Origin of the sequence: Janibacter sp. HTCC2649 (assembly GCF_000152705.1) — a bacterium.
Lineage (GTDB): Bacteria > Actinomycetota > Actinomycetes > Actinomycetales > Dermatophilaceae > Knoellia.
Genome location: NZ_CH672413.1, coordinates 1,458,679 through 1,476,854 on the forward strand (window position 1 = coordinate 1,458,679; position 18,176 = coordinate 1,476,854).

Consider the following 18,176-nt stretch of genomic DNA (forward strand, 5'->3'; position numbering starts at 1 on the left):
TTCGGGCATGCCTTCAACGCTACGCGGGGCCCACCGGTCGAGACAGGGTCTCAGGCGGTGAGAGTGCTCACGCCGCGAGGGAGGCGCGCGGGCGCCGAGAAGGCGAAAGCCGGTCAACGAGCCACTCCACCGGTCCCCGCCCGACGAATCGAGCCCAGGCCCAGGCCGTGACGAGCGCCACGAAGAGCAGCAGGCCGAAGGGCAACCAGCCGCCCGCGGGGAACCTCGGGATGAGGGGCACGAGCAGCACGACGTGGAAGACGTAGAGGGACAGCGCCACCTGACCGACGAGCGAGAGTGGGCGCAGCACGGCATACACGGCTGGCCGTCCTCCCGCGGCGATGTCAACGGCCATGACGATCCCGTATGCCGCCAGCGCCAGTCCGTTCTCCTGCACCTGGTCCGGGTAGTCACCGGAGAAGACGACGGGGTGCCCGAGCAGCTCCGCGGCGAAGCTGGCCCACAGCATGGTCAGCCCGCCGAGGGCGCACCACCACGAGGTGCGTTCGTCACCGAGCCCGCGCCGCGCCAGCACTGCCCCCACGAGGAAGAGCGGGAGGAGGGTGAGGACGCGGTAGTGCACGTTGGTGACGAGCCACTGCACCAGCGGGTTGGCTGCCCAGTCAGCCGTGGTGGCAACCATGCCCGCGACGCCACCGCCCGCGCGGGTCACCGCCTCGATCACCCAGGGACCGCCGACGAACAGAACGGCAGAGATCCCCACCAGCCATCGCGTCCCCAGAACGAGCAGGGGGGTGCCGATGATGAGCAGGAGTCCCAGGATGTGCAGGATCACGGCGACCCAGTGGTTCAGCTGCTCCAGACCCACGCCGAGGGCGATGAGGGCGAGACCCCTCACGGTCGCGCGACCCACCCCTCGCGCAGCGGAAGCACGATCGAAGACCAGGCCCGCGGCCACACCCATGACGAGGACGAACAGCGGCGAAGCAAGGTCATTGACCTGTTGCAGGACGAACGCGCCGGAGGTCGACACCCGCTCACTGATGAACGGAACTCCGTGGGCGATGACCATCGCGACGACGGCCAGTCCACGCGCAGCATCCAACCCGAGAACGCGTCGGGGGACGGCATCGCCGTCAACGGCGGTCACGGGATCTGCCACATCACGGAACCTGCCACATCACAGAATCTGCCACACGGACGGGGCTGGCAGACGGTGTGTCGCAGAGGTCAGCTGACTGCGGTGGCGATCGCCGACGGCATGGCGCCGACGACGTGGTTCAAACGGGCGCGACGCAGCAGTCGCAGAGTGCGCTCGTCGGCATCGACGATGCAGAAGCTGCGTGAGCCTCGGCGAGCGCGCCGCAGACACTCGACGATGACGCCGAAGCCGGTCGCGTCACCGATCTCGCACTCAGCGAGATCGAGGAGGAGGTCGTCGTGGCCGTCATCGACGATGCGGTGCAGCACCATGCGCACGTCCGGGACGGTGTGGAAGTCGAGGCGTCCGCGCAGCGAAACATGGTGTCCAGACGCGTCGCGACGCTCGTCGAGCGTCACGATCGTGTGTCCACGCTGATCCACGGTCGCCTTCTTCATGTGGGCCCCATTGAACGCGACGGTTCCCACGGTCCGGGCATGCTCCGGGTAAAGAATCGGCAAAGGCGTCTGGCAGTCTCATCCCATGGTCAACCTCACCCGCATCTACACGCGCACCGGCGATGACGGCACCACCGGCCTCGGAGACTTCAGCCGCACGAGCAAGACGGACCCGCGCCTGGCGGCCTATGCCGACGTCAACGAGGCCAATGCGGTCATCGGGGTCGTCCTCGCGACCGGCACCCTCACCGACGACGTCCGCGCGATCCTCACCCGGGTGCAGAACGACCTCTTCGACGTCGGCGCCGACCTGTGCACTCCCCTGCTCGAGAACCCCGAGTACCCGCCGCTGCGCGTCCAGTCGGTGTGGATCGACGAGCTCGAGGCCGACTGCGACACCCAGAACGCCAAGGTCGAGAAACTTCGCTCCTTCATCCTTCCGGGAGGCTCGGTCGGCGCGGCCCACCTCCACCAGGCAACCACGGTCGTCCGCCGGGCGGAGCGCACGACCTGGGCGGCCATCGAGGCTCACGGCACCGAGGTGGGGACAACCCAGGGTGAGGGTGGCGTCAACCCGACCACGGCGGCATACCTCAACCGTCTTTCCGATCTGCTGTTCATTCTCGCGCGCGTGGCCAACCTCGACGCGGGCGGCGACGTCCTGTGGCAGCCGGGCGGCGGTCGCGTGACCGCACCCCCCAAGGGCACCAAGAACTCGGAGACCGACGACCCCACGACCGACGACGACTGAGCTGCGCTCCAGTCGTCAGGCGACGTTGACGTTGAAACCGGGGGGCGAACTCTCGAGCCAGGCACGCAACGACGTGTATGCCGCCGGGCTGAGGGCGAGCTCGTAGTCCTCCGACCGCGACCGGCCGGTCACACAGACCGCGTCCGAGGGGAGCCCCGGGACGGCCTCGCCGAGCCGGCGTGGCGCCCCGAGGTCTAGGTCGTGGCGGATCCACGAGTGACCGGGACGCAAAGAGGGACCGACGACTGAGAACCAGTCGAGTCGATCCCCCGCGATGCGCGCCAGGCCGAGACGCCAACGGCGGTCTCCGGTGCTGATCGCGCACAGCATGAGCGGCTTGCCGCCCGAGATGTAGCGGCGACGCAGCCAGACGTAGACGATGGACGCCACGAGAAGGGCGAGCGCCACCACGAGCACGAGCTCGATGGTGGCGATCGGCGTCATGGCATTCCCCGCCCGGATCTAGTTGGTCAGACCCGAGGCGTCGACGGCCTCGGCGAGGATCGTGACGCGGTCGTGGTCGACCGAGAGGAAGCCACTGTCGATGGTGGCCGTGCGCACTCCACCCTCGGCGTGGATCTTGACCTCGCCCTCGACGAGAACGCCGAGCAGGGGGGTGTGACCGGGCAGGATGCCGAGCTCACCCTCGATGGTGCGGGCGCTCACCTGGCTCGCCTCGCCCTCCCAGACCTTGCGGTCCGCGGCAACGAGTTCGACCTGAAGCTGGCTCACGAGTTCCTCCGGGAAGTGATGTGGGTGTGAAGTCTAGCGGCGCTGGCTGGGAGGCCCTGCACCGTATGACGCAGGGCCGATACCGCTCGCGGCATCGGCCCTGCGATCAAGCGTGAAGAATCAGAGACTCTTCTGGATCTCAGCGTTCTGGCGCTCGACGTCGTCGAGGCCACCACACATGAAGAAGGCCTGCTCAGGGAAGTGGTCGTAGTCGCCATCGGCGATCTTCGTGAACGCCTCGATGGTGTCGACGAGCGGCACCGTCGAGCCCTCGATGCCGGTGAACTGCTTGGCAACGTAGGTGTTCTGACCGAGGAAGCGCTGGATACGACGGGCGCGGTTGACGAGGATCTTGTCCTCTTCGGAGAGCTCGTCGATGCCGAGGATCGCGATGATGTCCTGCAGCTCCTTGTTGCGCTGAAGGATCGACTTGATGCGAACCGCGGTGTTGTAGTGGTCCTCGGCGATGTAGCGACGGTCGAGGATTCGCGAGGTCGACGTGAGCGGGTCGACGGCCGGGTAGATACCCAGCGAGGCGATCTCACGCGAGAGCTCGGTCGTCGCGTCGAGGTGCGCGAACGTCGTGGCCGGGGCCGGGTCGGTGTAGTCGTCAGCAGGCACGTAGATCGCCTGCATCGAGGTGATCGAGTTGCCTCGGGTCGAGGTGATGCGCTCCTGGAGCGTGCCCATCTCGTCGGCGAGGGTCGGCTGGTAACCCACGGCGGACGGCATACGGCCGAGCAGCGTGGAGACCTCGGAACCGGCCTGCGTGAAGCGGAAGATGTTGTCGATGAAGAGCAGAACGTCCTGGTTCTGCACGTCGCGGAAGTACTCGGCCATGGTGAGGGCCGAGAGGGCGACGCGAAGACGCGTGCCCGGCGGCTCGTCCATCTGGCCGAACACGAGGGCGGTCTGTCCGAGGACGCCGGCCTCTTCCATCTCGACCATGAGGTCGTTGCCCTCACGGGTGCGCTCACCGACACCGGCGAACACCGAGACACCACCGTGGTCGCGAGCGACTCGGGCGATCATCTCCTGGATGAGGACGGTCTTGCCGACACCGGCTCCACCGAACAGGCCGATCTTGCCACCCTGCACGTAGGGGGTCATGAGGTCGATGATCTTGATGCCGGTCTCGAACATCTCGGTCTTGGACTCGAGCTGGTCGAAGGCCGGGGCCTTGCGGTGGATGCCCCAACGCAGGGAGGGCTCGAAGGTCTCGCCCTCGGCGAGGTTCATGACCTCACCCGTGGTGTTGAAGACCTTGCCGAGCGTCTCGTCGCCCACGGGCACCGTGATGGGGCCGCCGGTGTCCTGCACCTGCGTGCCGCGGACGAGTCCGTCGGTCGGCTGGAGCGAGATGGCGCGAACCATGTTGTCGCCGATGTGCTGGGCGACCTCGAGGTTGAGGTTCTTCTTCTCACCCGAGAGCTCGACCGTGGTGGTGAGCAGGTTGTACTGCTCGGGCATGGCGTCGGCCGGGAACTCGATGTCGACGACCGGGCCGATGATGCGCGAGACACGGCCGACTCCGCCGGCTTCCGGCGCTGCGTTTGCAGTGTTGTCAGTGACAGTGGCAGTCATTTTCTCTCTCACTTGCTCTCGGCCAGGGCGCTGGCGCCACCGACGATTTCGCTGATCTCTTGGGTGATCTCCGCCTGACGGGCCTGGTTGACCAGTCGGGTGTACTTCTTGACGAGCTCCTCGGCGTTGTCCGTCGCGGACTTCATCGCACGCTGACGTGCGGCGAGCTCGGACGCGGCGGCCTGGAGCATGCAGTTGAACAGGCGCGAGGTGACGTACTTCGGCAGGAGCGCGTCGAGCACGTCCTCCACGCTCGGCTCGAACTCGTAGAGCGGGAACAGGTCGCCCTCTGCAGGCGCCTCGGTTCCTTCCACGATCTCGAGCGGAAGCAGGCGGATGACCTCGGGCTCCTGCGTCACCATCGACACGAAGCGGGAGTAGACGATGTGAACCTCGTCGACGCCACCCTCGGACTCGGTGTCCAGGAGGAAGTCCGCGACAAGTCGCTCGCCGATCTCACGGGCACGGTCGAAGGTCGGCTTCTCGGAGTCACCGGTCCACTCGGCCGCGAACGGGCGCTGACGGAACTTGAAGTAGCCGAGCGCCTTGCGGCCCAGGAGGTAGGGGACGGCTTCCTTGCCCTCTTCACGCAGACGCGCGATGAGACGCTCGGACTCCTTGAGCACCGACGAGCTGTAGGCGCCGGCCAGTCCACGGTCCGAGGTGATGATGACGACCGCAGCGCGGGTCACCTTCTCCTTCTCCGTGGTGAGGAGGTGCTCCTCGTTGGAGAAGGTCGCGACAGCCGACACTGCGCGAGTGATCGCGCGAGCGTAGGGGGTCGATTCACGCACGGCCTGCTGGGCCTTGACGACGCGAGCCGCGGCCATGAGCTCCATGGCCCGCGTGATCTTCTTCGTCGCGCTGACGGACCGGATGCGCTGCCGGTAAACCCGGATCTGCGCTCCCATAGTTTTCCGCCTTCCTGTTTCTCAGGTTGCTGTCTCTGCTGTCGAAAAATCTTTGCTGCCCAAAATCTTGGGTATGCCGTGCAGTCGCCGTGGGCGACCACGCTGCGGGTGCCGGGTGGTCACCATCGGTGACCACCCGGCATACCGGATCAGCGCTTCTGCTTGACGATCTGCTCCTGCTCGGAGTCGAGTGCGTCGTCGCCGCTCTCGTTCGCGTCGCCAACGGGCACGTTGGCCTTGTCGGAGGACTCGAAGCCCTTCTTGAAGGCGTCGATCTCGACCTTGAGGGCTTCTTCGGTGGACTCCTCGAACTTGCCCGTCTCGCGGATCGCGTCGAGCAGGTCCTTCTTGCTGCGACGAAGGTGACCGAGGAAGTCGGCCTCGAAGCGGCGGATGTCCTCGACGGCAACCGAGTCGAGCTGACCGGTGGTGCCGGCCCAGACCGAGACGACCTGCTCCTCGACCGGGAACGGGTTCGACTGCGACTGCTTGAGCAGCTCGACGAGACGCGCACCCTTGGCCAGCTGGGCCTTGGAGGCGGGGTCGAGGTCGGAGGCGAACATCGCGAAGGCCTCGAGCGCACGGAACTGGGCGAGGTCGAGCTTCAGACGACCCGACACACCCTTCATGGCCTTGGTCTGCGCGGCGCCACCGACTCGGGACACCGACACACCCACGTCAACCGCGGGGCGGACGTTGGCGTTGAACAGGTCGGCCTGGAGGTAGATCTGACCGTCGGTGATGGAGATGACGTTGGTCGGGATATAGGCCGAGACGTCACCCGCCTTGGTCTCGATGATCGGGAGGCCGGTCATCGAGCCCGCGCCCAGCTCGTCGCTGAGCTTCGCGCAACGCTCGAGCAGACGGGAGTGCAGGTAGAAGACGTCACCGGGGTAGGCCTCGCGGCCCGGCGGGCGACGGAGGAGGAGGGACACGGCGCGGTACGCCTCGGCCTGCTTGGACAGGTCATCGAAGACGATGAGGACGTGCTTGCCCTGGTACATCCAGTGCTGGCCGATGGCCGAACCGGTGTAGGGCGCGAGGTACTTGAAGCCGGCCGAGTCGGACGCGGGGGCCGCGACGATGGTCGTGTACTCCATGGCACCGGCGTCCTCGAGCGTGCCGCGGACCGACGCGATGGTCGAGCCCTTCTGGCCGATCGCGACGTAGATGCAGCGCACCTGCTTGTTCGGGTCGCCCGTCTCCCAGAACTCCTTCTGGTTGATGATCGTGTCGACGGCGACCGTGGTCTTGCCGGTCTGACGGTCACCAATGATGAGCTGACGCTGCCCACGGCCGATCGGCGTCATGGCGTCAACGGCCTTGAGGCCGGTCTGCAGCGGCTCGTGAACCGACTTGCGCTGGACGACGTTGGGCGCCTGGAGCTCGAGCGCGCGGCGCTCGTCACTCTGGATGTCGCCGAGGCCGTCGATCGGGTTGCCGAGGGGGTCGACGACGCGGCCGAGGAAGTTGTCTCCCACGGGAACGGAAAGGACCTCTCCGGTGCGCTTGACCTCCTGGCCCTCCTCGATCTTGGAGAAGTCACCGAGGATGACGACACCGATGTTGTGGACGTCGAGGTTGAGCGCGAGGCCCAGCGTGCCGTCCTCGAACTCCAGGAGCTCGTTGGTCATGGCCGAGGGCAGACCCTCGACGTGGGCGATGCCGTCACCAGCGTCGCTGACTCGGCCGACCTCTTCGCGGGAGGCCGCGCCGGGCTCGTAGGACTGGACGTAGGTGTCCAGTGCGTCCCGGATCTCCTCCGGACGGATCGAGAGCTCCGTCATGTGATCTCTTCTCCTCGGTTACCAGCCCCCTGTGGGGCCGAAGTGTGTGTGGTGTCCTGCTTGTTCAGATGTGGTCGAGCAGTGGCGCGAGCGCCGGGTCAGCCGGCGAGGTCGCGCCGCACCATGTCCAGGCGCCGGAGCACTGTGCCGTCAACGACTTCGTCGCCGATCTGGACGCGGATCCCGCCGACGATGCTCGGGTCGAGCACCAACTGCAGGGTGACCTTCTTGCCGTAGATGTCGCGCAGCGCCGCCGCGAGGCGGGACTGCTGCTGCTCGTCGAGCGGCACGACGGCGGTGACGAGAGCGGTGAGCTCGTCGTGACGACCCGCCGCGAGCTTGAGGTAGGCCTCAAGCACTCGGTCGAGGCGACGACCACGCGGCACGAGCACGGCCTGCTCCGCGAGACGGATCGTCTCGGGTGCTGCCTTGCCCTCGAGCAGGGTGCGCACGACGCCGGCCTTGCCGGTGGCGTCGGTGTTGCGGCTCGACAGGGTGTCGCGGAGCCCGGCGTCGGCGGCGATGATCCGCTCGAAGCGGAACAGCTCGTCCTCGACCGCGTCGACTCGTCCGGCCTTCTCGGCACTCGCGATGAGCGCCCGAACAGCCAGCGCCTCGAGCGTGTCGCCGAGGTCGCCCTCGTCGGACCAGCGCTGGGCGACGACCTCACCCGTGAGATTCGTGGCCGCCTCGCTCACCTTGCCGCCGAAGAGGCGGTCGGCGAGTGCTCGCTTCGCGTCACCCTCGCGAGAGGGATCAGCGAAGGCACGACGCAGGGAGACGTCGGTCTCGATCGCACGAGCGATCGAGAAGAGCTCCTCCGCGAGTGCAGCACGGTCGACGCCGTCAAGAGCCAGGGTGAGGGCCTTGTCGGCCGCCGCCCGGGCTCCGCGCGACGAACCACGCATCAGGAGTCCCCGTTGCCGAGGTCCAGCTCGGTCTGCTGAGCCTGCGAGGGCTCGCCGACCGAAGCGGACGCGCCGACCTTCTCGGGGCGGACGTTGCCGCTCTCGAGTTCGGCGAGGAAGCGGTCGATGGTGCCCTTCTGGCGCACCTCGTCCTCGAGGGACTCCCCGACGATACGACCGGCGAGGGTCGTGGAGAGGGTGCCGACCTCCGAGCGCAGCGAGACCAGGGCCTGCTGACGCTCGGCCTCGATCTGACGCTGTGCCGATTCGGTGATCCGAGCGGCCTCCGCCTGCGCCTTCTCGCGCAGTTCGGTGACGATCAGAGCGCCCTCGGCGCGTGCCTCCTCGCGGATGGTGTTGGCCTCGGTACGGGCTTCGTGCAGCTGGGCTTCGTACTGCTGAAGCGCTGCGTGAGCCTGTGCCTGGGCCTCCTCGGCCTGCTCCATGCCACCCTCGATGGCCGCGGTGCGCTCTGCGTAGAGCGCCTCCATGCGCGGAACGACCTTCGACTTGTACAACCAGTACATGATGCCGAAGGCAATCAACCCGACGATCATCTCAACCGGGTGCGGGAGCAGCGGGAAGCCCGAGGGGAAGCCCACCTCTTCGGCGGCAACGACGGATGTGGGAATCACATCTGGTCCTATCTGTTTAGGGCTCGATCAGCAGTAGACGAGGGTTCGGTCAGCCCTTGAAGACGAACGCGAAGACCAGACCGAGGATCGCCAGTGCTTCGGTGATCGCCATGCCGGTGAAGGCGATGGTCTGGAGCATGCCGCGGGCCTCGGGCTGACGCGCGACGCCGTTGATGTATGCGGCGAAGATCAGGCCGACACCGATGCCGGGGCCGATCGCGGCAAGGCCGTAGCCGAGGAAGGCAATGTTGCCAGTGACCATGTCAGTGTTTCCTTTCGGAGGCGCCGGAGGGGTTCCGGCGTCGAGTGCGGTGCGGTGTATTCAGTTGGTGGTGCAGACCGGCTGGAAGGACCGGGGCGTGTGGCGTCTCAGTGGTGTTCGGAGACGGCGTCGGAGATGTAGAGCGCGGCGAGCAGGGTGAAGATGAACGCCTGCAGGAACTCGATGAGCAGCTCGAAGAACGTCATTCCGATCGAGAAGCCGAAGGCGAGGATGCCCGAGCCCTTGAGGAAGAAGTTGTCGCCGTGGAGCAGGAGGTACTCGCCGCCCAGGATGAAGACGAGGAGCATGAGGTGGCCGGCGAGCATGTTGCCCATGAGTCGCAGGGCCAGTGTGAGCGGCCGGATCACGAAGTAGGTGAGGAACTCCAGCCCGAAGAGGATCGGCTTCAGCCAACCGGGCAGACCCGGCGGGATGAGCGACTTCAGGTAGGGCAGGACGCCGTGCTTCCGGCGGATTCCCACGGTGTGGTAGACGATGTAGACGATCAGCGTCAGCACCAGCGGGATGCCCAGGCGGCTCATCGTCGGGTACTGGACGAAGGGCAGGATCCCGAACAGGTTGTTCAGCAGGATGAGCGTGAAGAGCGTCATCAGGAGTGGGACGAACTGCAGGAAGTCCTTGCTACCGATGATGTCGCGCCCGAGCGTGTTGCGGACGAAGTTGTAGACACCCTCGACCATGAACTGACGCTTGGTCGGCACGACGGCCAGCTTGCCGCTCGTCCCCACGAAGAACCACGCGAGAACTCCGACGGAGATCAGGAGGACCAGTGCGGGGCGGGTGAATGCCCAGGCGCCCTCGCCGATCAGTGGCCACCAGAAGTCCTGCACGCCAGGCGTTTCGAATCCGCCTTCGCCAGCGACGGAACCGATGCCGGGCAGCATGTGCAGGGCCATCATGTTCGGGGTCAAGACCTCTCCTCCAAGGACGTGTCAAACAGTTGCCGCGTCGTCTCCGACCCGAGTGAAACAGCAGTGGCGCACCACGGCGCCAACTTCATCGAATCTGCAGTCGACGGCACGCCGTACGGTACCGGACGCGCACCGGTGGTGGATACGCGGCCCGAAATCATGACGAGCCCCCGTCGGCGGTCTGATCCGCGACTGACGGCTCGTCATAAACAGGCACGCGGGCGTGACGCCAGGCGTACATCTGGGCGCCCTGCCAGACGAGAACGGTGACGAGCAGGGCGATCCCGGCGGCGGTGCTGTCGAACGTCTCAATTTGACGTGCGACGACGAGCACCCCGAGCAGCAGGATGACCTGCGCGAAGTAGACAGCCATGCCGACGGCCATGAAGAGCGCCGGCTGGGTGTTGTCCCGCACGAACCGGCCGACGATGAACAGGCCGGAAGCGAAGAAGACGATCCCGATGATCACGCCCACGAGGGCGGAGACGAGGCCGATGCCACCTCGGAACGGAGTCAGGACCAGTGCGGTGACGACTCCCGCGACTGCGGTGGGAAGCAGTGCCCGGCGCAGGACGACGTCAAAGAGGTTGTCGCCTCTCGCCGCGGTCTGCTGTGTCATCACTGGGTCTCCATTGACTCGTTTCGGGTGCTTGTGAAAACTATCACAAGCGCCCCACCGAGGCCAACTGGCCGACGGAATGGGGCGTCCCCGAAGGCGGTTCCGGCGGCGAATACACTCACCGCCATGAGACAGCGGCTCCTCGTCGGCATGGCCTGCGCAGACGCCGTACTCCTCTTCATCGCCTTTGTCATCGCTGCCTTCGCGCAGTTCGGCGGTCACCCGTTCAGCGAGACCGTGAAGTTGCAGACCCAGGGCCGTGGCCTGCTGAGCATCCTCGTCATTGCCCTTGTGGGGTCCCTCCTCGGCAGCACCCTCGTCGCCGCGGTCATGCCGCAGGGGCCGCCACGACCGACGTTCAGCCGCGCGGCTCTCGGTGCGCTCTTCGCCTTCCTCGCCATCACGGCCCTGATCGTCCTTGCCCGCCCCTACTACTCTCGACCGCACCTCTTCACGACCCTGGCGATCTGGCTCGGCCTGGTGCTGCTGATGCGGGCCGTGCTGAGGTTGCGACCGTGGACCGAGCGCCTCGTCGTCGTCACCAGTTCCGAGGCCATCGTCCAGGCCCTCGACGCGACCCCTCACATCACGGTCGTCGGCGTCATCGACCCGGCCGCGACCGGACCTCTGTCCGCTCCCCCGCACGACACGATTCTCACGGTCGACCTCAGTGCCCCGTGGTCGCGTGAGGTCACCCGCTACGTTTCCGCGACGTCGGTCGCCGGCCGCGAGGTGCGCCCCCTCAACGACGTCTACGAGGAGCACACCGGCCGTGTCCCCCTCGGACACCTCTCCGAGGGGTGGGAGATCGAGACCTCCCTCTTGCGCAAGCTGCCCTTCCTGCCGTTCAAACATGCGGTCGACCTCGCCCTCGTCGTGGTCACCCTTCCCGTGTGGCTCCCTGTCATTGCGGTCGTGGCGCTCCTCGTCCGAGTCGTCGACGGCAGCCCGGTGATCTTCCGACAAGTGCGCGTCGGACGTCGCGGCGAGCTCGTCGAGCTCTTCAAGTTCCGCACGATGCGCGCGGACGCCGAGGCACACGGAGCCAAGCAGGCAACCGGTGACGATCCGCGCATCACACCTTTGGGCGGCTTCCTGCGCAGCGTCCGGCTCGACGAGCTCCCGCAGTTCTTCAATGTGTTGCGCGGCGAGCTCTCTCTCATCGGCCCCCGGCCCGAGCAGGTGAGCTTCGTCGAGAAGTACCGCGAGGCGATCCCCTTCTACGACCAGCGCCACCTCGTGCGGCCCGGCATCACCGGGTGGGCGCAGGTGCGCCACGGCTATGCCGCGTCGGAGGAGGAGACCATCGAGAAGCTCTCCTACGACTTCTACTACCTCAAGCACATGTCGCCGCTGCTCGACCTCGAGGTCTTTGCTCGCAGCGTCTGGACCATCGCGTCGGCATCGGGCACCAAGCCCAAGGCTCGGCCTTCGGTCGAAGAGGCCGCCGCGCTCGAGGCGGAGGCACGTGAGCAGAGCGCCGACGACCGCCGCAATCGCCGCAACAACAACTGACCCCAGACTGAACGACTGAGTGCCCGTTCGCAATGCGCGAACGGGCACTCAGTCGTTGTTGCTCAGCGCGGGTATGCCGGGAAGCGCGTCACGAGATCGGTCACCTCGGCGCGCACCTCCTTGGAGACCTTGTGGTCCGGGTCAGCGTCACCGTCGACGACTGCGCGTGCGATGAGGTCGGCGATGGTGCGCATCTCGTCCTCGCCCATGCCCTGGGTCGTGACACACGGCGTGCCGACACGGATGCCACTGGCGATGTTGGGCTTCTGCGGGTCAAAGGGGATGGCGTTCTTGTTGAGGGTGATGCCGGCCGCGTCGCAACGGGCTTCGGCATCGACGCCGGTGACGAGCACCGGCTGGAGGTCGTGCAGCGAGAGGTGGGTGTCGGTTCCGCCCGTGGTCGGGCGAATCCCCTTCTCCCCCAGCGTCTCCGCGAGAACCTTGGCGTTGGCGATGACCTGCTTGGCGTAGGTCTGGTACTCGGGTGAGGCGCACTCCTTGAAGTTCGTGGCCTTGGCCGCGATGGTGTGCATCTGCGGGCCACCCTGCATCATCGGGAAGACCGCCTTGTCGATGGCCGCCTTGTGCTCCTCCTTGCAGACGATCGCCCCACTGCGCGGGCCACGAAGCACCTTGTGCGTCGTGAAGCTGACGACGTCGGCGTAGGGCACCGGGCTGGGGATGGCCTTGCCGGCCACGAGGCCGATGAAGTGGGCGGCGTCGACCCAGAAGATCGCGCCGACCTCGTCAGCGACGCGGCGGAAGAACTCGAAGTCGATGAGACGCGGGATCGCTGAGCCACCGGCCAGGATGACCTTGGGACGATGCAGCCGCGCCAGAGCCTCAACTTCGGCGTAGTCGATGTCCTCGGTGTCCTTGTCGACGCCGTAGTGCACGGCGTTGAACCACTTGCCCGAGAACGACATCTTGGTGCCATGGGTGAGATGGCCACCGTGCGGGAGGCTCATCGCGAGGATCGTCTCGCCGGGCTTCATGAACGCGCCGTAGACCGCCTGGTTGGCGCTGGCACCAGAGTGCGGCTGGACGTTGGCGTGGTCGGCCTCGAAGAGGGCCTTGGCCCTCTCGATGGCGAGGATCTCGGCCTTGTCGACCTCGGAGCAGCCACCGTAGTAGCGACGTCCGGGGTAGCCCTCGGCGTACTTGTTGGAGAGCGTCGACCCCAGCGAGGTGAGGACGGCGGGCGAGGACATGTTCTCGCTCGCGATGAGCTGCAGGCCGCCACGGAGGCGGTCCAGCTCGGACACCAGCACTCCCGCGATCTCGGGGTCGTAGGCCTCAAGGGCCCCGAAGTCCGAACCGTAGAACGTCTCACTCATCTTTGCTGCTCTCCTCGGGTTCTGATGCCTGGGATTCTGGTGCCGGGGTTTCTGCTGCCGGTGTCTCTGTTGCGGGGGCCTCTGACACCGGGGTCTCCGACGCCTGCTCGTCGGCCGCCGGCTCTTCTGGCGGCAACTCTAGATGTTGGTTCGCGAGGGCCATGATCTCGTCCGCGTCGATCGCACCCCGGCGCAGGATCGTCGGCTCGGGGTGGGTGCAGTCGACGATGGTCGATGCCAGACCACCGGTGACGGGACCGCCATCGAGGTAGAACTCCACCGATGCGCCGAGCTGGGTGGCCGCATCGATGATGGTGCGGGAGGCCGGCTGTCCGGTGCGGTTGGCGCTGCTCACTGCCATGGGCCCGACCTCCTTGAGGAGCTCGAGGGCGACCTCGTTGTCGGGCATGCGCACCGCGACCGTGCCGCCGGTGTCGCCGAGATCCCACATGAGGGAGGGCTGCGCCTTGAAGACGAGGGTGAGCGGTCCGGGCCAGTATCGCTCGATCAAGGCGCGGGCGTAGGCCGGCACGTCCGTCGCGAGTCCGTCGACGGTGCGCACCTCGGGAACGAGGACCGGTGGCGGCATCTCGCGACCGCGACCCTTGGCGTCGAGGAGCCGCTGGACGGCGTCGGGAGAGAAGGCGTCGGCGCCAATGCCGTAGAGGGTGTCGGTCGGCAGGACGACGAGATCGCCCTGGCGCACTCCGGCGGTTGCCTTGGCAATGCCGTCCTGGCGTCCCTCGGGGGTCGTGCAGTCGAAAACGGGGCTCATGGGAGCAGCCTAGGACCGCGCCCGCCGCTCCCCGATCGCGGGCATCTCACACGGCGCTGACCTGCGGCTTTTCAAAAACTTGTTGCGATCACTACTCACATGAGGGACCCGTCTCTGCGTAGGGTCAGGTCGTTCGTCCCTGTCAATCGAACGGAGGTGAAACACATGCGCGGTTCCGGACTCATTTGGACCATCGTCGGTGTTCTTCTGATCATCGCCCTGCTGATCTACATCTTCTGACCAAGGCCGACGCCAAGCCACGGCCCCACCCGCATGCGGGTGGGGCCGTGGGGCGTCTCAGGCCCGAATGGCGACAGTCGCTCTTGGCCGGCCGGTCAGGTCGAGGCGGTCCTCGACGTGCGACCACGAGCCGGTTGCCCGCAGCGCAGCGGGCAACGACTCGCCCTGGCTGTCGGCATGTTCCATGACGAGGACTCCCCCACTGCGCAGCAACTCTGCCGCTCGCCCAGCAACGAGACGAGGAATGGCCAAGCCGTCCTCACTGCCGCCGTAGAGCGCGACGTGCGGATCGTGGTCGCGCACCTCGGGATCGATGGGCTCGGCCGTCGTCGGGATGTAGGGCGGGTTCGACACGACGACATCGACCTCGGCCAACTCTTCGAAGGCGGTGACCGCGTCACCGTGGACGATCTCGACGTCGAGTCCGAGGCGCTCGCGGTTGCGTTGCGCCCACGCCACCGCCAGGTCACTGACCTCGACGGCATGCACCCGGGCGTCGGGGACCTCCGACTTGATTGCGAGCGCGATGGCTCCCGACCCGGTGCAGAGGTCGATCACCACGGGCTCCGCAACGCCAACCTCGACACACTCGGTCACGGCATCGATGGCCCACCCGGCGACCACCTCGGTCTCCGGTCGCGGCACGAACACCCCTGGACCCACCTCGAGCTCGAGTCCACGGAACCACGCCCGGCCCGTGAGGTGTTGCAGCGGAACGCGACTCGCACGCTCGGCGACGAGTGCGGCATACCCCTCAGGTTCGGAACCACCGAGGATCATGCGCCGCCGCACCTCGCTCGAGTCCACGCCCAGGGCGTGCGCCGCGAGAGCAACCGCATCGTGCTCGGGCGAGCCGACGCCGGCCTCGTTCAGGACGCGGGTCGCGTCACGGACCGCGTCACGCAGGTCGCTCACGCGGTGCTCTCGCCGAGCGCCGCGAGCCGCGCCTGTTCGTCGGCCGTCATGGCCGACTCGACCACGGCGTCGAGCTCGCCACCGAGCACGGTGTCGAGGTTGTAGGCCTTGAAACCGGTGCGGTGGTCGCTGATCCGGTTCTCGGCGAAGTTGTAGGTGCGGATGCGCTCGCTGCGGTCGACGGTGCGCACCTGGCTCGCGCGGATGTCGGCGCTCGCCGCGTTGGCCTCGTCCATGGCCATCTGGTGCAGCCGCGCCCGCAGCACGCGCATCGCGGCCTCGCGGTTCTGCAGCTGCGACTTCTCGTTCTGACAGATGACGACGGTGCCGGTCGGGAGGTGGGTGAGGCGCACGGCCGAGTCGGTGGTGTTGACGCTCTGCCCACCGGGGCCGGACGAACGGAAGACGTCGATGCGCAGGTCATTGGCGTGGATCTCGACCTCGACCTCTTCGGCCTCGGGCATGACCCAGACGCCAGCAGCACTCGTGTGGATGCGGCCCTGCGTCTCCGTGATGGGTACGCGCTGGACGCGGTGGACGCCGCCTTCGTACTTGAGGCGGGCCCACGGACCCTCGCCGGGCAGGGGCGCCTTCTTGGACTTGACGCTGACCTGGACGTCCTTGAACCCACCGAGGTCGGTCTCGGTCGAGCCGAGGACCTCGGTGCGCCAACCACGCCGCTCGGCGTAGCGGAGATACATCCGCAGCAGGTCGCCCGCGAAGAGGGCCGACTCCTCACCGCCCTCCCCTGCCTTGACCTCGACGATGACATCGCGGTCGTCGTCGGGGTCTCGCGGGATGAGCAGTCGTCGGAGCCGATCGGCGGCGTCGTTCGCGCTGGTCTCGAGTGCAGGGACCTCAGCGGCAAAACCTGCGTCCTCGGTGGCGAGTTCGCGGGCTGCCTCGAGGTCGTCGGTGGCCAACTGCCAAGCGGCGTATGCCGCGACGGTCGGTCCCAGCGCGGCATACCTCTTGTTGATCTCGCGGAGCTTGTCGGGATCGGACGCGATCGCCGGGTCACCCATCTCGCGCTCGAGCGTGGCGTGCTCCTGGGCGAGGACCTCGGCGGACTCGAACATCTGGGGGTGCCTCTCGGGACGGTGCGGGCAGTGGCTCAGCGGCAGGTGAAAACACGAATGCGCCGACCCGGATCCCCTGAGGGATCAACGGGTCGGCGCATTGCGAGTGCTACGCGTCGGCCTTCTTGCCGTAGCGAGCCTGGAAGCGCGCAACGCGGCCACCGGTGTCGAGAATCTTCTGCTTGCCCGTGTAGAACGGGTGGCACTGGCTGCAGACCTCAGCGTGGATCGCGCCACTCTCGGCGGTGCTGCGGGTGGTGAACGACGCGCCACAGGTACAGGTGACCGTGGTCTCGGCGTAGTTCGGGTGAATGTCCTTCTTCACGATGTTCTCCTTCAGAGCTCTTGGATGTCTCCGGGTCGGCGGGTCCATCAGGTAGATGCAAACCCGGTAGCGCCCCGCCTGCATCCACTCGTGAGGGTGATGCTCAGGAAACGCGTTCGTGCCGTGAACCGGTCCAGCGAACAAGTGTGCCAGAGCAGGCACACAGAGACCTAAACGACGCCGCCCCTCCACACATTCCCGGACCGGGGTGCCAGAGGCGTCAGGTGCGACGCCTCTGGCACTCAGGCGGCGAGGCGCTGCGTGAGCAGAGCGTGTGCCGCCACGACTTGTCCGAGGAATCGCTCCCTGGCCAGCCTCAACCCGAGCAACGGAATCCTCAGCATCACGTCGCCGCCGATGACCAGATCATTCTGGCGGAGAGCGTCGTCGACCGGGTTGAGGGCCCATTGGTGGTGCCCACCGTCGATCTCCACAGCCAACCCGACCTCTTCCCAACACGTGTCGAGGTAGACCCGGCCATCGGCGCCGTGCCGCACGCATTGGCGGGTCGGCGGCGGCAGGCCGACCTCTCGGCACAGACGCGCGAAATCCAACTCTCCCAAGGCCTGAGCCCCGTCGCAGATGTCGATCACAACTTCGGTGAGGAACGGGATGCGAGAGCCCGTCTTGCGCGCCCCACGCCACGCCTCGAGGAGCCGAATAGGCGTGGTCAGCCGCTGCTGCACCACAAGGCACAGGACCAAGGCTGCCTCTCGATCCGACCTCGCCCACAGGGCCGCGTGAACGACCGCGTGCTCCGGACGAACCCGCGGGAGCCCCGATCCGCCCTCGGCCGGCATCGTCGTTCGCCGATGCAGACGCACACCGGGAACGAGGTGATGACGGTTGTTCCTCGGTTGGGACACGTCGATCACCTGTGGGACGAATCCCCGGAGTCCGGCCGCCAGCAAGGCCGCGGAACCGTCCAGAGCCGCTCCGGAGCCCGACTCCCACACCGCCCGCCAGAGATCTGCCCGTGGTGACAGCTCCCCCGCGGCCAGGGCCACGGTGTGACGCCCGTGGGTGAACCACCGCCCGGCCCTGACCTCAGAGCGCACCTCAGCCTTGCCAACGCCCAAGCGACGCAGGTCGGCGCGATGGACCACGTCGTCGTGTTCGGCAGCGAGAGGCTGCGCGATGGCATGTCGCTCTTGGCGCGTCGGACTTCTGCGGGTCATGCCTTGAGCCTGCCCAGGAGGCCGGTACTTGGGCAGTCCCGCCGCAACATCTGTGGATGGCGAGGGCGCCTGCGGGGCCCTGTGGACAGGCGCCGCGGGCCCGACGGTCGAGTGCCAGAGGCGTCAGGAGT

Annotated in this window: 20 protein-coding genes; 2 read left to right on the forward strand and 18 right to left on the reverse strand. The window is 67.0% G+C overall.

Features of this window, described 5'->3' with window-relative positions; all coding sequences use genetic code 11:
* Positions 1–67 precede the first annotated feature (67 nt).
* Positions 68–1,123, reverse strand: coding sequence for an acyltransferase family protein (locus JNB_RS06850; protein WP_148232343.1), 1,056 nt, complete (start codon positions 1,121–1,123; stop codon positions 68–70).
* A gap of 68 nt (positions 1,124–1,191) precedes the next feature.
* A complete protein-coding gene (locus JNB_RS06855) occupies positions 1,192–1,560 on the reverse strand; it encodes an STAS domain-containing protein (RefSeq protein WP_050766684.1) in 369 nt (122 codons plus the stop codon).
* Positions 1,561–1,645: 85 nt separating this feature from the next.
* Here JNB_RS06855 and JNB_RS06860 point away from each other — a divergent pair, with 85 nt between their 5' ends.
* Positions 1,646–2,311, forward strand: coding sequence for a cob(I)yrinic acid a,c-diamide adenosyltransferase (locus tag JNB_RS06860; protein WP_009775703.1), 666 nt, complete (start codon positions 1,646–1,648; stop codon positions 2,309–2,311).
* Between the two features lie 15 nt (positions 2,312–2,326).
* On the opposite strand, the gene JNB_RS06865 is transcribed toward JNB_RS06860, so the two are convergent.
* The 10 genes from JNB_RS06865 to JNB_RS06910 all read right to left on the reverse strand — a co-directional run bounded on the left by JNB_RS06865 (position 2,327) and on the right by JNB_RS06910 (position 10,681).
* On the reverse strand, positions 2,327–2,755 hold the full coding sequence (locus JNB_RS06865) for a DUF2550 family protein (protein ID WP_009775704.1): 429 nt from the start codon (positions 2,753–2,755) through the stop codon (positions 2,327–2,329).
* 18 nt (positions 2,756–2,773) lie between these two features.
* Positions 2,774–3,043, reverse strand: a complete 270-nt coding sequence (locus tag JNB_RS06870) for a F0F1 ATP synthase subunit epsilon (RefSeq protein ID WP_009775705.1) — start codon at positions 3,041–3,043, stop codon at positions 2,774–2,776.
* A gap of 120 nt (positions 3,044–3,163) precedes the next feature.
* A complete protein-coding gene (gene atpD, locus JNB_RS06875) occupies positions 3,164–4,627 on the reverse strand; it encodes a F0F1 ATP synthase subunit beta (protein WP_009775706.1) in 1,464 nt (487 codons plus the stop codon).
* Between the two features lie 8 nt (positions 4,628–4,635).
* Positions 4,636–5,538: a F0F1 ATP synthase subunit gamma gene (locus tag JNB_RS06880; RefSeq protein ID WP_009775707.1), complete on the reverse strand. Its 903-nt coding sequence runs from the start codon at positions 5,536–5,538 to the stop codon at positions 4,636–4,638.
* Between the two features lie 149 nt (positions 5,539–5,687).
* Complete coding sequence (gene atpA / locus JNB_RS06885) at positions 5,688–7,325, reverse strand: F0F1 ATP synthase subunit alpha (protein WP_009775708.1); 1,638 nt, start codon at positions 7,323–7,325, stop codon at positions 5,688–5,690.
* A gap of 98 nt (positions 7,326–7,423) precedes the next feature.
* Positions 7,424–8,233, reverse strand: coding sequence for a F0F1 ATP synthase subunit delta (locus tag JNB_RS06890; protein WP_009775709.1), 810 nt, complete (start codon positions 8,231–8,233; stop codon positions 7,424–7,426).
* Complete coding sequence (locus tag JNB_RS06895) at positions 8,233–8,868, reverse strand: F0F1 ATP synthase subunit B (RefSeq protein ID WP_009775710.1); 636 nt, start codon at positions 8,866–8,868, stop codon at positions 8,233–8,235. Before JNB_RS06895 ends, JNB_RS06890 begins: the two co-directional genes overlap by 1 nt.
* 49 nt (positions 8,869–8,917) lie before the next feature.
* Complete coding sequence (atpE, locus tag JNB_RS06900) at positions 8,918–9,130, reverse strand: ATP synthase F0 subunit C (RefSeq protein ID WP_009775711.1); 213 nt, start codon at positions 9,128–9,130, stop codon at positions 8,918–8,920.
* Positions 9,131–9,237: 107 nt separating this feature from the next.
* Positions 9,238–10,050: a F0F1 ATP synthase subunit A gene (gene atpB / locus JNB_RS06905; protein WP_009775712.1), complete on the reverse strand. Its 813-nt coding sequence runs from the start codon at positions 10,048–10,050 to the stop codon at positions 9,238–9,240.
* 169 nt (positions 10,051–10,219) lie between these two features.
* Positions 10,220–10,681, reverse strand: a complete 462-nt coding sequence (locus JNB_RS06910; RefSeq protein WP_009775713.1) for a hypothetical protein — start codon at positions 10,679–10,681, stop codon at positions 10,220–10,222.
* A 126-nt stretch (positions 10,682–10,807) separates the two neighbouring features.
* Between JNB_RS06910 and JNB_RS20365 the strand changes: the two genes are divergently transcribed.
* A complete protein-coding gene (locus JNB_RS20365) occupies positions 10,808–12,196 on the forward strand; it encodes a sugar transferase (protein ID WP_009775714.1) in 1,389 nt (462 codons plus the stop codon).
* Between the two features lie 62 nt (positions 12,197–12,258).
* Here JNB_RS20365 and glyA read toward each other — a convergent pair whose 3' ends face one another.
* The 6 genes from glyA to JNB_RS06945 form a co-directional block, all read right to left on the reverse strand.
* A complete protein-coding gene (gene glyA, locus JNB_RS06920; protein WP_009775715.1) occupies positions 12,259–13,533 on the reverse strand; it encodes a serine hydroxymethyltransferase in 1,275 nt (424 codons plus the stop codon).
* Entirely contained in the window at positions 13,526–14,308 is a 783-nt protein-coding gene (locus tag JNB_RS06925) for an L-threonylcarbamoyladenylate synthase (RefSeq protein ID WP_009775716.1), read from the reverse strand. The genes glyA and JNB_RS06925 overlap by 8 nt, the downstream gene beginning before the upstream one ends.
* A gap of 297 nt (positions 14,309–14,605) precedes the next feature.
* Complete coding sequence (gene prmC / locus JNB_RS06930) at positions 14,606–15,463, reverse strand: peptide chain release factor N(5)-glutamine methyltransferase (protein WP_009775718.1); 858 nt, start codon at positions 15,461–15,463, stop codon at positions 14,606–14,608.
* Positions 15,460–16,542 (reverse strand): peptide chain release factor 1, encoded by a 1,083-nt coding sequence (gene prfA, locus JNB_RS06935; RefSeq protein WP_009775719.1) that lies wholly within the window; start codon positions 16,540–16,542, stop codon positions 15,460–15,462. Before prfA ends, prmC begins: the two co-directional genes overlap by 4 nt.
* Before the next feature lie 109 nt (positions 16,543–16,651).
* Positions 16,652–16,867, reverse strand: a complete 216-nt coding sequence (gene rpmE / locus JNB_RS06940; RefSeq protein WP_009775720.1) for a 50S ribosomal protein L31 — start codon at positions 16,865–16,867, stop codon at positions 16,652–16,654.
* 242 nt (positions 16,868–17,109) lie between these two features.
* Positions 17,110–18,045: a hypothetical protein gene (locus tag JNB_RS06945; RefSeq protein ID WP_009775721.1), complete on the reverse strand. Its 936-nt coding sequence runs from the start codon at positions 18,043–18,045 to the stop codon at positions 17,110–17,112.
* Positions 18,046–18,176: the final 131 nt, after the last annotated feature.

Bases quoted from the DNA above. Each gene is read 5' to 3' on its own strand.
- JNB_RS06880 (WP_009775707.1), bottom strand. From the start codon at position 5,538: ATGGGAGCGCAGATCCGGGTTTACCGGCAGCGCATCCGGTCCGTCAGC.
- JNB_RS06865 (WP_009775704.1), bottom strand. From the start codon at position 2,755: ATGACGCCGATCGCCACCATCGAGCTCGTGCTCGTGGTGGCGCTCGCC.
- JNB_RS20365 (WP_009775714.1), top strand. From the start codon at position 10,808: ATGAGACAGCGGCTCCTCGTCGGCATGGCCTGCGCAGACGCCGTACTC.
- JNB_RS06925 (WP_009775716.1), bottom strand. From the start codon at position 14,308: ATGAGCCCCGTTTTCGACTGCACGACCCCCGAGGGACGCCAGGACGGC.
- prfA (WP_009775719.1), bottom strand. From the start codon at position 16,542: ATGTTCGAGTCCGCCGAGGTCCTCGCCCAGGAGCACGCCACGCTCGAG.
- JNB_RS06860 (WP_009775703.1), top strand. From the start codon at position 1,646: ATGGTCAACCTCACCCGCATCTACACGCGCACCGGCGATGACGGCACC.
- JNB_RS06910 (WP_009775713.1), bottom strand. From the start codon at position 10,681: ATGACACAGCAGACCGCGGCGAGAGGCGACAACCTCTTTGACGTCGTC.
- JNB_RS06945 (WP_009775721.1), bottom strand. From the start codon at position 18,045: ATGACCCGCAGAAGTCCGACGCGCCAAGAGCGACATGCCATCGCGCAG.
- atpE (WP_009775711.1), bottom strand. From the start codon at position 9,130: ATGGTCACTGGCAACATTGCCTTCCTCGGCTACGGCCTTGCCGCGATC.
- JNB_RS06855 (WP_050766684.1), bottom strand. From the start codon at position 1,560: ATGAAGAAGGCGACCGTGGATCAGCGTGGACACACGATCGTGACGCTC.
- atpA (WP_009775708.1), bottom strand. From the start codon at position 7,325: ATGACGGAGCTCTCGATCCGTCCGGAGGAGATCCGGGACGCACTGGAC.
- atpD (WP_009775706.1), bottom strand. From the start codon at position 4,627: ATGACTGCCACTGTCACTGACAACACTGCAAACGCAGCGCCGGAAGCC.
- atpB (WP_009775712.1), bottom strand. From the start codon at position 10,050: ATGATGGCCCTGCACATGCTGCCCGGCATCGGTTCCGTCGCTGGCGAA.
- glyA (WP_009775715.1), bottom strand. From the start codon at position 13,533: ATGAGTGAGACGTTCTACGGTTCGGACTTCGGGGCCCTTGAGGCCTAC.
- JNB_RS06890 (WP_009775709.1), bottom strand. From the start codon at position 8,233: ATGCGTGGTTCGTCGCGCGGAGCCCGGGCGGCGGCCGACAAGGCCCTC.